11 protein-coding genes are annotated in these 12,732 nt (G+C 44.6%); 8 read left to right on the forward strand and 3 right to left on the reverse strand.

Annotated elements, in window-relative coordinates; genetic code table 11:
- Window positions 1-46 precede the first annotated feature (46 nt).
- The 4 genes from B5X76_RS00505 to B5X76_RS00520 all read left to right on the forward strand — a co-directional run bounded on the left by B5X76_RS00505 (window position 47) and on the right by B5X76_RS00520 (window position 5,627).
- Window positions 47-2,299: a bifunctional alpha,alpha-trehalose-phosphate synthase (UDP-forming)/trehalose-phosphatase gene (locus B5X76_RS00505; RefSeq protein WP_079640468.1), complete on the forward strand. Its 2,253-nt coding sequence runs from the start codon at window positions 47-49 to the stop codon at window positions 2,297-2,299.
- Window positions 2,271-4,076, forward strand: coding sequence for a glycoside hydrolase family 15 protein (locus tag B5X76_RS00510; protein ID WP_079640469.1), 1,806 nt, complete (start codon window positions 2,271-2,273; stop codon window positions 4,074-4,076). The genes B5X76_RS00505 and B5X76_RS00510 overlap by 29 nt, the downstream gene beginning before the upstream one ends.
- A 133-nt stretch (window positions 4,077-4,209) precedes the next feature.
- Window positions 4,210-4,560 carry a DUF7218 family protein gene (locus tag B5X76_RS00515; RefSeq protein ID WP_245800877.1) on the forward strand — a complete coding sequence of 117 codons (351 nt, stop codon included), beginning with the start codon at window positions 4,210-4,212 and terminating at the stop codon, window positions 4,558-4,560.
- A 2-nt stretch (window positions 4,561-4,562) separates the two neighbouring features.
- Window positions 4,563-5,627 carry a DNA topoisomerase IB gene (locus tag B5X76_RS00520; RefSeq protein WP_079640470.1) on the forward strand — a complete coding sequence of 355 codons (1,065 nt, stop codon included), beginning with the start codon at window positions 4,563-4,565 and terminating at the stop codon, window positions 5,625-5,627.
- Here B5X76_RS00520 and B5X76_RS00525 read toward each other — a convergent pair.
- Window positions 5,615-5,842, reverse strand: coding sequence for a hypothetical protein (locus B5X76_RS00525; protein WP_079640471.1), 228 nt, complete (start codon window positions 5,840-5,842; stop codon window positions 5,615-5,617). The genes B5X76_RS00520 and B5X76_RS00525 overlap by 13 nt on opposite strands.
- Window positions 5,843-6,189: 347 nt before the next feature.
- Between B5X76_RS00525 and B5X76_RS00530 the strand changes: the two genes are divergently transcribed.
- Window positions 6,190-8,346, forward strand: coding sequence for an ATP-binding protein (locus tag B5X76_RS00530; RefSeq protein ID WP_079640472.1), 2,157 nt, complete (start codon window positions 6,190-6,192; stop codon window positions 8,344-8,346).
- A gap of 254 nt (window positions 8,347-8,600) precedes the next feature.
- Complete coding sequence (locus B5X76_RS22185) at window positions 8,601-8,777, forward strand: four-helix bundle copper-binding protein (protein ID WP_245800910.1); 177 nt, start codon at window positions 8,601-8,603, stop codon at window positions 8,775-8,777.
- 243 nt (window positions 8,778-9,020) lie between these two features.
- Here B5X76_RS22185 and B5X76_RS22190 read toward each other — a convergent pair whose 3' ends face one another.
- Window positions 9,021-9,257, reverse strand: coding sequence for a hypothetical protein (locus tag B5X76_RS22190; protein ID WP_245800913.1), 237 nt, complete (start codon window positions 9,255-9,257; stop codon window positions 9,021-9,023).
- Here B5X76_RS22190 and B5X76_RS00540 point away from each other — a divergent pair.
- Together B5X76_RS00540 and B5X76_RS00545 are read left to right on the forward strand one after the other, a co-directional pair.
- Complete coding sequence (locus B5X76_RS00540) at window positions 9,162-10,133, forward strand: glycosyltransferase (protein ID WP_245800912.1); 972 nt, start codon at window positions 9,162-9,164, stop codon at window positions 10,131-10,133. The genes B5X76_RS22190 and B5X76_RS00540 overlap by 96 nt on opposite strands.
- A 10-nt stretch (window positions 10,134-10,143) precedes the next feature.
- Window positions 10,144-11,241: a hypothetical protein gene (locus B5X76_RS00545; protein ID WP_079640475.1), complete on the forward strand. Its 1,098-nt coding sequence runs from the start codon at window positions 10,144-10,146 to the stop codon at window positions 11,239-11,241.
- A gap of 3 nt (window positions 11,242-11,244) precedes the next feature.
- On the opposite strand, the gene B5X76_RS00550 is transcribed toward B5X76_RS00545, so the two are convergent.
- Window positions 11,245-12,711, reverse strand: coding sequence for a glycoside hydrolase family 130 protein (locus B5X76_RS00550; RefSeq protein WP_079640476.1), 1,467 nt, complete (start codon window positions 12,709-12,711; stop codon window positions 11,245-11,247).
- Window positions 12,712-12,732 lie beyond the last annotated feature (21 nt).

Consider the following 12,732-nt stretch of genomic DNA (forward strand, 5'->3'; position numbering starts at 1 on the left):
ATATTTTCCAAATCATATAGGTCGACGACCTATTACCTTACCTTTTATGCAAAAAAAAAGAACTATAATTATTTCCAATCGATTACCGGTACGTATTGAAAAACGTGCCAATGAATTACATTTTATCCCGAGCGAAGGCGGCCTGGCTACCGGCTTGGGTTCTTATTACAAGAACGGCAGTAATATATGGGTAGGCTGGCCGGGCTACATTCCGGAAAATGAAGGCGAAGAACAACTGATTCGCACAGAACTTGCGAAATTGAATCTTATCCCTGTCTTTCTAAGCGCTGAAGATTTAGAGGGATACTACGAGGGCTTCTCCAATGAGATACTGTGGCCTATCTGTCATTATCGCCTGTCCTATGCGGTATTTGACAAAGCATATTGGCTCGCTTATCAAAAAGTGAATCAGCACTTCTGTGAAATTATCTTGGCACAGAACATTACTTCCAAAGACGAATTATGGGTACATGATTATCAACTTATGCTACTTCCGCAATTGCTCCGTCAACAACGAATTGATTTGACAATAGGCTATTTCCAACACATTCCCTTTCCCGCAGATGAAATATTCAGGTGTATTCCCTGGCGCAATGAACTTTTAAAAGGTCTTTTAGGCGCAGATTTAATCGCCTTTCATACCTACCATGACGCCCAGCATTTTCTCAATTCCTGTCTCAATATATTGGGTCTTTCACCAAAGAACAATAGCGTTCGCTGCCGCGACCGGCGGGTACACGTCGAAGTATTCCCTATGGGTATAGATTTCGATAAGTTCGAAGAATTGTCCCGATCCAGCCTAGTTTTGAATAAAGTACAAGTCCTGAAAGAACAATATCAAAAGCGCAAACTAATTCTATCGATCGACCGTTTGGATTACAGCAAAGGAATCTTAGAACGTTTAATGGCCTACGAAAGCCTGTTACAACAATATCCTGAGCTGCGCAATAAGGTTGTACTCTATATGCTTGTCGTTCCTTCCCGGGACAATGTAGCACAATACAAGCTCCTACGGGACGAAATAGACCGTATGGTCGGACACATCAACGCGGTGTATGGTTCGGACGACTGGACTCCTATCACCTACTTCTATAATTCGTTGCCTATCGAAGATCTCTCGGCACTCTATGTAGCCGCAGATATCTGTTTGGTTACGTCGCTACGGGATGGTATGAACCTGGTATGCAAGGAATACATTGCCAGCAAAGCACAAGATTACAATGGCGTACTTATTTTAAGCGAATTTGCAGGTGCCGCCAAAGAACTGCCCGAGACGATTCAGGTGAATCCAAATGCCATAGAAGATATTATGCAGGCGATACATCTGGCAATTTATATGCCCAAGATGGAGCGGCAGCAGCGCATGCGGGCCAACGTGGCTATGGTCAAAAAATTCAACATCTCGCATTGGGTAAAATTATTCTTCGCAAGATTACATGAGGTTAAAAGTGAGCAAAAGGCATCAGCTAGCCGTAAGATGCAGGGAGCTACGCTCAGGAAGCTCACCGATCAGTTCCAAAAAGCCAAGCGACGCCTATTTTTTCTCGATTATGATGGTACCTTAGTCGGATTTAAGAATGATGCCAGCGCTGCAAAGCCGACCGTGCAGGTAATGAAGTTATTAGCGGATCTTCAGAGCGATGCTGCCAACCAGGTCACCATAATAAGTGGCCGACCACATACCGACCTCAACAAGTGGTTTGGAGATACCGGCTACTATCTTATCGCTGAGCATGGTGCCTGGAGCAATGTACCCGATGGTCTATGGCGCGACAAGCCCAGTATGCCCACCACTTGGAAAGCTCCGGTGAGACGCATTATGGCCAAGTTTACCGACCGAACCCCCGGTTCTATTATCGAAGAGAAAAACTATTCCCTGGCCTGGCATTACCGCAAGGTACATACAGGGTTGGGCATGATGCGGGCGCAGGAACTTGCGGATGCACTCCGATATCTCCTACCACAATACGACCTGCAATTGCTCATGGGCGATAAAGTAATTGAAGTCAAAATAAATAGCTTGAATAAAGGAAAAGCCGCTTTAGAAGTCGTAGATCACTATAAGCCGGACTTCATTTTTGCTATTGGTGACGATTCGACCGATGAGGACATGTTTTACGAACTGCCTGATTCTGCAGTGACCATCAAGGTGGGCAATAAACAGACCTTAGCACATTACTATATCGAAAACCAAGAAGAAGTGACCAACCTCCTGCAAGAGATGACTCCGCAGACTAATGAAGTATCCAGACAACCCATAAATGACACCAATGGCAAAACAAAAGCATATATACAATAGCGGCATAATCGGAAATTGTGCATACATAGCCCATGTGGGCAAAGACAGTAATATCAACTGGTTATGCTGGCCTTCATTTGAAGACTCTTTTGTGTTTGGCACGCTGCTGGACGAACACCAAGGAGGACGATTTAGTATCACACCGCCCAGCGGCATTATCCATTCCAGCCAGTACTATGTAGAAAACACCAATATACTATGTACCACGATAGAGAGTGCCGAAGGGACTTATCGAATTACCGACTATGCCCCCCGTTTTGAGCAGTACGAGCGCTATTACAAACCGCTCATGTTGATCCGAAAGATAGAGCCTATATCGGGGCACCCCAAAGTGCGCGTCGTCTGCGATCCCAAGTACCATTACGGAAAATCTTCATTTCAAAAAAATAGGGGGAGCAACCATATTCAGTTTGAATGCGGTGATGTAAAGATGCGGCTCGTTACGAATATGCCGACCAGCCATTTTTTCGACGATGTCGCTTACTTGATCAACAAGCCCGTATACCTTATTCTGACGTTTGGCAATCCCTTTGAGGCACCTATCGAGCGTACAGCCGAAGAGTTTTTAGGACGTACGCGTCAATACTGGCACCGCTGGGTAAAAAATGCATCCATTCCATCATTCTACCAAAAGGAAGTAATACGATCGGCCCTCGCCCTCAAACTCCACCAGTATGAAGACACCGGGGCTATCATTGCAGCCAGCACGACCAGTCTACCCGAACATCCCGGCGCAGGCCGCAATTGGGACTACCGCTTCTGCTGGGTTCGCGACAGTTATTACGTTCTAACGGCCCTCAGCCATATCGGTCATTTTGAAGAGATGGAAAAATACGCTTCTTACATTGCCAACATCACCCAGTCGGATGCAGGAAGGTTACAACCCTTATACGGCATCCTTGGTCAATCTAACTTAGAGGAAAAAACCTTGGACTTTCTTAATGGCTATATGGGCAATCAACCTATCCGTATCGGCAATCAAGCTTCCGAACATATTCAGAATGACGTGTACGGACAGGCCATGATCGCGTTACTCCCCCTTTTTACCGATCACCGCTTCCGTCACCAAAACACCGGATTTGCGGCTCAATGGACGCGCTTCATCCTCCAAAAGATGGAACTCACCATCGATGAAAAAGATGCCGGTATCTGGGAATTTCGAAATATGGAAAAAAGACATTGTTATTCCAATCTGTTTCAATGGGCCGGTGCCACCGCTGCCCTGAAGATAGCCCGTCAGTATGGTCTGGAAGATACAGCTATTCAGGCCAATGCCTTACGGGAGCGGGCTATCGAACATATCGAAAGTTGTTATGATGACCATCGAAAAGTGTATACCAATGCCCAAGACAACACCGATTTGGATGCCTCCACCCTACAGCTGATTATGATGGGGTATCTAGACCCCAATTCACCCAAAGCAAAAGAACACCTGCTTCAACTGGAAAAAGTATTAAAAGGAGAGCATGGCCTATTTTACCGTTATCTGCACAAAGATGATTTCGGTCGTCCCAAATCTACTTTCTTGGTCTGTGCATTTTGGTATGTAGAAGCGCTGGCTTGTGTGGGGCGTCTCGAGGAGGCACAAACAGTGTTTAAGCAGCTCTTATCATTTGGTAATCATCTTATGTTATTCAGTGAAGATGTGGACGATCAGGACGGGAGTCAATGGGGCAATTTCCCCCAGGCTTATAGCCATGTGGGGCTTGTCAATGCGGCATACCGCATCGCCATCAAATTGGACAATCCCACCTTCTTTGATAGTCTGTACGAATGATCCGTTTTATACGCTGCAATAGGGATAAATACCTGGTGCAAACCCGTAGATTCCGGAATCAAAATAGGTAGTCTGCCCCCTCATTTCGGCCTGTTTTTTGAAATAGTATATGCAAACAACTCAACATACTATTATGAATATACAAGATTTGAAAATTACAGCAGGCCAAATGAGAAGCTTAATTATTGCGATGATCAATGTTGATAGTCACGATTCAAAAACAAAATCGAAAAGTATGGCAAAGAATCACGGAAAACAGATAAAAGACGATGCTAAGTATGAGGCCTTACGTCGAGACGGAGCAAGCAAAGAAAAGGCAGCCCGTATAGCGAACTCGCCCAATGCCAGCAAAAAAGGCGGCAAAAGCAGTCCTATGGACGAACGTACGAAGGTGGAGCTATTGAGCGAAGCAAAAAAAATTGGAATAAAAGGACGGCATGATATGACGAAAAGTGAATTGATAAACGCTATTCGAAATCACTAGTTATGCCCACAGCAGAAAATTTAATAGCAGATTCCGAAGCCTTGCACGAAGCAGGGCTTCGTTATGTTTCGTGCCAAGGGCGGGGTTATCAGCGTGTACGTCAAGGAAAACACTTTAAATACCTCGATCAAAAAGGCAAGCCCATTCATAACCCACAGATACTAGCTCGTATCCAGACTTTAGTTATTCCTCCTGCTTGGGAACAGGTCTGGATCTGTGCTATGGGCAGCGGTCACATCCAAGCTACCGGAATAGATATACGCGGCAGAAAGCAGTACCTATACCATCCCGAATGGAATAAACTTCGTGCCAAGGATAAGTTCAGTGCTCTATATACATTTGGGCTACGGTTATCCCGATTGCAAAAACGTATCGCCACCGATCTTTCTTCGCGTCAGCTTTCCAAAGAACGTGTTTGTGCCCTAGCACTGGCCGTGATGAGTAAGACCTACTTCAGAGTCGGCAATACAGCTTACGAAAAGGAGAATAAGTCCTATGGCCTTACCACGCTGCGCAACCGTCATGTACAGATCAGCACGAATAAAGTGTTCTTTAAATTTATCGGTAAGAAAGGCATACGACAGCAAAGCTATCTTACGGAGAAATCTCTGGTACGTTTGCTGGCCAAGGTAAAAGAAATTCCGGGACAACGTCTTTTTCAATACTATGATTCGGATGGGCAACCCAACCCTTTAGATTCCGGAACCCTAAATGCCTATCTGAAAGCAGCTACAGATACCGAAATCACCTGCAAGACCTTCCGTACCTGGTACGGCTGTATTCTTGCGCTTCATTACCTGAGCCAATCGGCGCTTCCCTCGAGTGTCAGCGCGCGTAAACAGCAGCTTTTACAAGTTATCGATCAAGTCGCGCAACGGCTAGGTAATACCCGCTCCATCACCCGTAGCCACTATATACACCCCAATATACAGGAAGACTATCTCTTGGGAGGTCTAGATCATTGGATAAAGCGCGTATCGAAAACTGCTGATCGCCCCCCTACCGACCCGGTATACAAAAGAAAACTTATGCAACTGATACGCTTATCCAACGATCACAGTGGATAATCTTTAAGCCCCACTGCGGTATCTCCCTTAATACTATCTTTTTTGGTCGTATCCGGTGTGCCGTACCGCACTTCATCATTCGGATTAATATTGTACCGAGTTTTGTCCGACTCTGTAACGGGCCCAGGGCCGCCTGTTTTCTCTTTTTTTGACGGCCCACAGGCTATGAAAAGAGAAGCAGTAATGCCTACTATTAAAAAAAAATTCGCTTTCATAAGTTTTGATATTTTGTTCTCCTAATTGAACGCACATGCCCTCAAATTGTTAAAAACAGAATGCAATTAACGTAATAATACCCGATTGCTGCGTTTAAATACGTATATCTTTCGTCTAAAAGAATTAATGTCCGATTTTTGAGTAGTCATACCTAAAGGAGATTCATTTATGTTTGTTATACTTTTTACTTCTGTCTTTCTATTTACTGTTTTTGTCCTGATGTATAGCGCCAAACCTATACAGAATAGAAGGAACAAATAACATCAAACCTATTAATACAATATTTATCAACAGAATACGTTAACTTTAGTAAGATTTCTAGGATTAACAATAAGGATTCTACTTTATGAAAAACAACGACGGACAGATTGTAGAGGCTTCCTTACAGAGCTTTGGCAATTTGATCATAACCGATGCCAGTTTAACTATTATTGCCGTCAGTGAATCCGTATGTTTGTTCAACAAAACCAACCTGCACAATCTCTTGGGGCAACCTTTGGAAGACTTTTTTAAGCAGCTTTGGAATGGCGATTGCATTAAATTTCTACATACCGTGCAAGCCGTGCTGGAAAAAAGAATACCAAGTCAGGTGTTTTCAAAAAGGATAAACTACAACCGCTACTATTTCAAACTCAGTCTCAATAAAGGTCGGGTCTACATCGAATGGGAAGAGCAGCATCGCAAGCATATTTCGGTATCCCGCATGAACGAACTAGGTTTTCTTTTTGACGAGATCTATACCAACAATTGGCATTTTCTATGCAAGGCACTACAAAAGCTCCTCAAATTCGAGCGGGTATTTGTTCTTCAGATCCAGGAGACCGGTCATAGTAAGGTTATTGCTGAGCATCAAAAGACTTCTAAACCAAGTTTTATCGGTAAAGAGTTTGCCGAAACTTTTCTACCTGAGGAAACCCTACCTTATTACAAAAGCCTATCCTACCGCTACGTACCGCATTTGGAGGGTACCCATCAAAAACTCTACAGTCTCGATCCCGAAATACACTTATTATGCAGCCAGCTTGCGCCTCCTCCCCGATTGCATCAAATTTATCTTAAAACATTAGGCGTGTCATCGGCTTTGTTCTTTCCACTTTACTTGGAGGATGAATTTTGGGGTTTAGTCATTGCGCAACATTCAACGCCCAAAAAGGTAGACCTGCAGCAGCGCAAACTCTCCACCTTTATCGTAGAGAGCGCCATGAGCAAATTTGAAAATCTCTTTAAACAAGGCTTGATCGAGCACAATCAACAGTTGCTAGCAGCCGGCCATACCTTAAAACAATCCTTAGCCAGCAATAAGACGATCAATTGTGCGATGGTGCAGCATATGGACCTCTTACAAGATATGGTTGCCGCCGATGGGGTAGCCATCTATAATCAGGGTGATGTATTTTTTCATGGCGAGACACCTGATATAGATCTATTTTACGAACTCATAGCCTACCTCCAGAATACGAGCAATAAGACTTTATTCAAGGACTACAACTTCCGCTTGAATCATGGAAAAAATATTTCCGAAGCCCTTCCGTTCGCAGGCCTGATGTACTATTCTATAGACACCTACAAAGACTATTACATCGTCTGGTTTCGCAAAGAACAACTTAGTACGGTTGTTCAGCTTAATATCAAGGAGCAAAATGAAAACTATGCGGTACATACCTGGGAGCAGCGTATTCACGATTCTGCGCGACCATGGGGCGATGCAGACCTTAAGTTCATTGGGTACCTCCAACAAAGTATCAAAGAGTCTATCGTGAGCAAAGCTACAGAGAAACAGCTCATGACAGACGAGCTCCGCTTGCTCAATAACGAACTTGAAATGTTTACCTTTAGCATTTCCCACGACCTCAAAAATCCCCTTTCTATTCTTAAGATGGGGTTACAGTTTATGCGTACTGCAGGCGAAACCCTCTCCCAAGATAAGAAAGAAGCTTGGCTTAAGAACCTATCCGGCAGTGTCGCCAATATTGAAGACATCGTAAACAATATCGTTGCTATCAGCCAGAGTAAGACTGCTGCTATGGCCAAAGACCCGATACCCATGTCCTACACCGTAAAGAAAATCCTACAAGAAGCCCTCCTATTGCACGGGGCAACTTCCTGCAAGACCCATTATGGGCGGCTTTTGCCGCTCTGGGGAGAGAAAAGCGCCTTATACCAGATCTTTCTTAATGTCATCAACAATGCCGTCAAATATTCTGGCACTAGCGAGCGGCAGAAGATATGGATCGATAGCTCCATGGATCAGCAACAGGTATGTTATACGATCAAAGACAATGGGATCGGCATTCCTGCAGCCCATCTTCCCCAAATATTCGATATTTTCACCCGCGCAGATAACGCCCTGACTTTCCAAGGTACGGGTGTTGGCCTATCTTTAGTAAAACGTATTATGGATCGGCTCGGCGGTCTTATCGAAGTGGAGTCTACCGAAGGTGTGGGTACGACTATCAAGTTATATTTTCCGATTACCGCTCCTTTTCCCCTCTCTATGTTATAACTACTTGCACTCCTTTTAAACCGAATACGTTTTTATGTGTTCGTTGGTCGTTAGCTATTTATATTTTTTAAACGATAAACCACAAGATCATGAAAGAGAAAATGCAAGAATGTATCGAGAAATGCTTAGCCTGCGCGAGCGCCTGCATGCAGTGTGCTGCTGCCTGCCTTAACGAATCCGAAATCGAAATGTTGCGTGAATGTATTCTACTGGACCTCGAGTGTGCTACCGTGTGCAACGCTACTGCGGAGTTGATGCAACTGGACAGCAATAACAGCCATTCATTATGCGAGTTATGTGCTAACATATGTATCTCCTGTGCTGAAGAATGCGAGCAGCATGCTGCCCATGGTATGGAACATTGCCGCGAATGCGCCCGCCTATGCCGCGAATGCGCGGAGATCTGCATATCCATGAGCGCGGTGGCGTAGCACATTTTCTTAGCGACCGCACCGCAAGGGAAGTATTTATACGCGTAGTGCAGATTTAATACGGCATTTTATATTTTTGAGGCTTTTTCCAACAACATAGTCGCTCATTTCCTGTTCTTTATAGTAGAAACGAAAAACAAACTCACTATGAATATCGCCATTATCGGAACATACCCACCTAGGCAGTGCGGGATCGCTACATTTACTCAGGATTTATTTAAATCCTTACACCAAGACCCTACTTTAGCCCCGGCTATTATAGCCATATCGGATGGTAGCGAAGATTTCTTTCCGACCGAGGTGTCCATCGTCATTGAAAAAAACAAAATTTCCAGCTACCTGAAGGCTGCAAAACAGATCAATGAAAGATTTGACATTGTAATTATCCAACATGAATATGGTATATTCGGCGGCGAGAGTGGCGACTATATCTTGGATTTTGTCCACGCCCTTTCGATCCCCGTCGTTACCAACTTTCATACGGTTTTACGACAACCTCGCGAGCGCGAGCTGCGGATACTTCAGCAACTGGCGCGTCGCAGTGAAAACGTCACCGTGATGACCGATACTGCAGTAGAGATGCTGCAGCACATCTATCATATCTCCGCGCAAAAAATAGAACTCATTCCTCATGGGGTGCCGCATTTTTCCTTTCGTCAAAGCGAGGCCAAACAGCAACTAGGTCTAACGGGCAAAAAAGTTATGCTCAGTTTTGGCTTTTTGGGGCCTAGTAAGGGATTCGAAACAGCTATTGAAGCAGTTGCCGCGGTACCTCACGATGATTTTGTTTATATCATTTTAGGCAGTACCCATCCCAATATACTACGGGAGGCGGGTGAATCCTACCGAGAGTACTTACAGGCAAAAGCACAGGAATTGGGCATTGCCGACAGGGTACACTTTATAAACCAGTTCGCCTCCGAAAAGCTGCTTACGCAGTATCTCAGCGCCTGTGACATTTATGTCACCCCCTACCCGAACGAGAATCAGATCAGCAGCGGCACGCTTTCCTTCGCGATCGGTGCAGGTGCCGCCGTAATATCTACACCATACTGGTATGCCAAGGATCTATTAAAAGACGACCGTGGGCTGTTGTTCGACTTTAAAGACAGTAATGCCCTCAGCTTGATTATCCGCGCCCTTTTAGACGAGCCACAACTATTAGCTAGGTACCGACACAATGCAGCTCATTATGGTGCATCCATGAGCTGGAGCAACGTAGGTAAGCTACAGGCTAAACTTCTTCAACGCATAGTAGCAAAAGATGCACCTGTAGCTATGACATTACCCCACAACAGTGCACCACACCATATCAACAATCTGTTACGTACCTCTACTCATAAATTGTCCTCTTAAGTAATAAGCGATGAAACAAGAAGTAAATACAGTAGACTCAATTTTCGAATTGGGGATGTTACAAGAGATTATCCCTGAGCTTCCAGCCTTTGATCTCTCTCATATCCGACGGATGACCAATCAGGTGTCTATCGTGCAGCATGCAACTTATAGTATACCCAATTACAAACACGGGTATTGTCTGGATGACACCGCAAGAGCCTTGTTATTGACCACGCTCTCCACTCAGGCCCATCCGTCCAACGCATTTAAAGACTTGACTTATACCTATCTTGCTTACATCCACTATATGCAGCGCGACTGCGGCAGATTTCGCAATCTCCTTTCCTTTGATCATCAATTTTTAGATGAGTATGGGACCGAGGATAGTTATGGGCGTACCTTGTGGGCATTAGGCCACTTTCTCCGGTATACCCGCGATCCAGAATTAGTCTTCCTTGCCGAAGAAATACTGCACAAAGCGCTACCCCATTGCGTTGGCCTAAAATCGGTCAAAGCAGTTAGCTACACGCTCTTAGGTTTACAACATTACTATGCAGCCAATCGCTCCGACGATAAAATAATAGGTTATATAAAGCAACTGAGTAGTTACTTATTAGACGAATACAAGGGCAGTCACAGCCCGGATTGGTACTGGTACGAGCAGATACTATCCTACGATAATGCGGTCATTCCGTTAGCGGTACTGCGTAGCGGTATACTATTGAAGCAGGAGTCAATGATAACATTGGGGCGAGTCACTGCAACATTCCTCGACAGCCTGATATTTGAAAAAGGCTATCTTTCCACCATCGGTAATGAAAGCTGGTATGTAAGGGGAAGTAAGCGGAGCATATTTGCGCAACAACCCATAGAGGTACCTTCCAGCATACTTCTGTACAAAGAGCTTTTCGGATTATCAGGCGACAGCACCTACAAACGGCGCATGGTCCAATGCCTGCAATGGTTTTTCGGAAAAAATGAACTCGGTATACCCCTGTATGATCCCGTCACTAAAGGATGTTGCGATGGTCTAGAACGATTCGGGCTCAATCTCAACCAAGGTGCAGAGAGTAGCATTAGCTTTTGGCAGGCTTATCTCTATGTATGTTATAGTCTTGACGATTAGCGCTTAACAATCCGTCAGCGCATCTAACAAGTCGTCTAGACAAAGCGTTGCATAGGTCGATGCGTGATCAGACATGGCGTAAGGAATCACCAGGTGTCCATTGTGTATGAGTTGTCCGCAGGAATATACCACATTTGGGACGTAGCCTTCGCGTTCGTCCGTATTGGGATAGAGCAAAGGCTCATTGAGTTTGCCTACTATTTTGGTGGGATCCTCTAGGTCCAAAAGAATCGCTCCTAAAGTATATTCCCGCATAGGTCCTACGCTGTGGGTCAATACCAACCAACCCTTGGCTGTCTCAATGGGCGATCCACAATTACCTAACTGTACATACTCCCAAGGGAATTCGGGTTCCTTGAGCAATGTAACTTCCTGATGCCAGTTGATCAGATCTCCCGAAAAAGCGATATAATTGCTTTCACCATCTACCCTACAGAGCATCGCGTATTTTCCTTGTATTTTTCTCGGGAATAGTGCTGCGCCCTTATTGGCGATCTTACCATTGATAGGCTGTACTTTAAAATTCACAAAATCCTTCGTGGAGAGCAATTTAGGCAATATGGTGAGTCCATCATACGCCGTATATGTTGCGTAATAGATTGGCCTACCTCGTTCACTGACAAACCGTACAAACCGTGCATCTTCGATACCGTTTTTCTCGGTATCCGAAATCGGAAATATAACCCGTTCGGACAGTGAAGTATCCAAGGAATAGGTCATTTCATAATGCGAAGAGGCCAACCATAGTATATGTGTCATTAAGGTCTGTCCTTCTATATCGAGCTTATTCTCCAACTGTATTTCTGTCACATATTGACGCAGCTCTTCATAGGTAAAGCTATCGGCCAGTTTAGCAAGGATAAGATCCAACATATCTTTTTCTGGGTCATGTATCTGCAGCAATTTATCGATAAAATCCGTCTTTTGATACCGGTGACTCTTTACCTGCTTGGGTTTCTCTAACAACTTGCCGACCTCATCCACGTGAATGTTTAAATGACGATCGATTATGGCCGATCTGAAAACGATAGAAGAGACATGTCCTTCGCCAGTAGCCCTAAAACTGAGGATAATGCGTTTTTCTCCATCGCGCAACTGGGTCTGATCTGGAGATTCGACTATCGAAGGATTGAAAAATGCCGCTGCCTCTACCGAATATTCCATTGTAAAATAGGCGCCGATCAATAAGCGCTCCTGCTGCGAATACTCTCGATCACGCAGTTCCTGATCCAACAGTCTCGCTTCGGTACGTTTAAAGTTACGTTCCCATATATCGAGGACGCTGCGATGCCGTTTAGAAAAATTGCGAAGGAGCTGATTGAGCATATCCGTTTTTTGCTGTCTGGAGCTCTTTAGGATACGGTGTACAATTTTGGTGGTACGCTCTACGCTGAGGTTGAAATAGCGCGCAAGCACCCTTTTCGAATCGGGTTTGAAGAATATATTTTTACGGACTACCTGTAAGGACATGATAAAAGATTTTATGTTATA

The sequence above is a fragment of the Sphingobacterium nematocida genome, from assembly GCF_900168125.1.
GTDB classification, from domain to species: Bacteria; Bacteroidota; Bacteroidia; order Sphingobacteriales; family Sphingobacteriaceae; genus Sphingobacterium; species Sphingobacterium nematocida.

What these genes read in the sequence shown, in the direction of transcription:
- B5X76_RS00505 (WP_079640468.1), top strand. Translation starts at nt 47, where the DNA reads ATGCAAAAAAAAAGAACTATAATTATTTCCAATCGATTACCGGTACGT.
- B5X76_RS00510 (WP_079640469.1), top strand. Translation starts at nt 2,271, where the DNA reads ATGGCAAAACAAAAGCATATATACAATAGCGGCATAATCGGAAATTGT.
- B5X76_RS00515 (WP_245800877.1), top strand. Translation starts at nt 4,210, where the DNA reads ATGAATATACAAGATTTGAAAATTACAGCAGGCCAAATGAGAAGCTTA.
- B5X76_RS00520 (WP_079640470.1), top strand. Translation starts at nt 4,563, where the DNA reads ATGCCCACAGCAGAAAATTTAATAGCAGATTCCGAAGCCTTGCACGAA.
- B5X76_RS00525 (WP_079640471.1), bottom strand. Translation starts at nt 5,842, where the DNA reads ATGAAAGCGAATTTTTTTTTAATAGTAGGCATTACTGCTTCTCTTTTC.
- B5X76_RS00530 (WP_079640472.1), top strand. Translation starts at nt 6,190, where the DNA reads ATGAAAAACAACGACGGACAGATTGTAGAGGCTTCCTTACAGAGCTTT.
- B5X76_RS22185 (WP_245800910.1), top strand. Translation starts at nt 8,601, where the DNA reads ATGCAACTGGACAGCAATAACAGCCATTCATTATGCGAGTTATGTGCT.
- B5X76_RS22190 (WP_245800913.1), bottom strand. Translation starts at nt 9,257, where the DNA reads ATGAAAGTTGGTAACGACGGGGATCGAAAGGGCGTGGACAAAATCCAA.
- B5X76_RS00545 (WP_079640475.1), top strand. Translation starts at nt 10,144, where the DNA reads ATGAAACAAGAAGTAAATACAGTAGACTCAATTTTCGAATTGGGGATG.
- B5X76_RS00550 (WP_079640476.1), bottom strand. Translation starts at nt 12,711, where the DNA reads ATGTCCTTACAGGTAGTCCGTAAAAATATATTCTTCAAACCCGATTCG.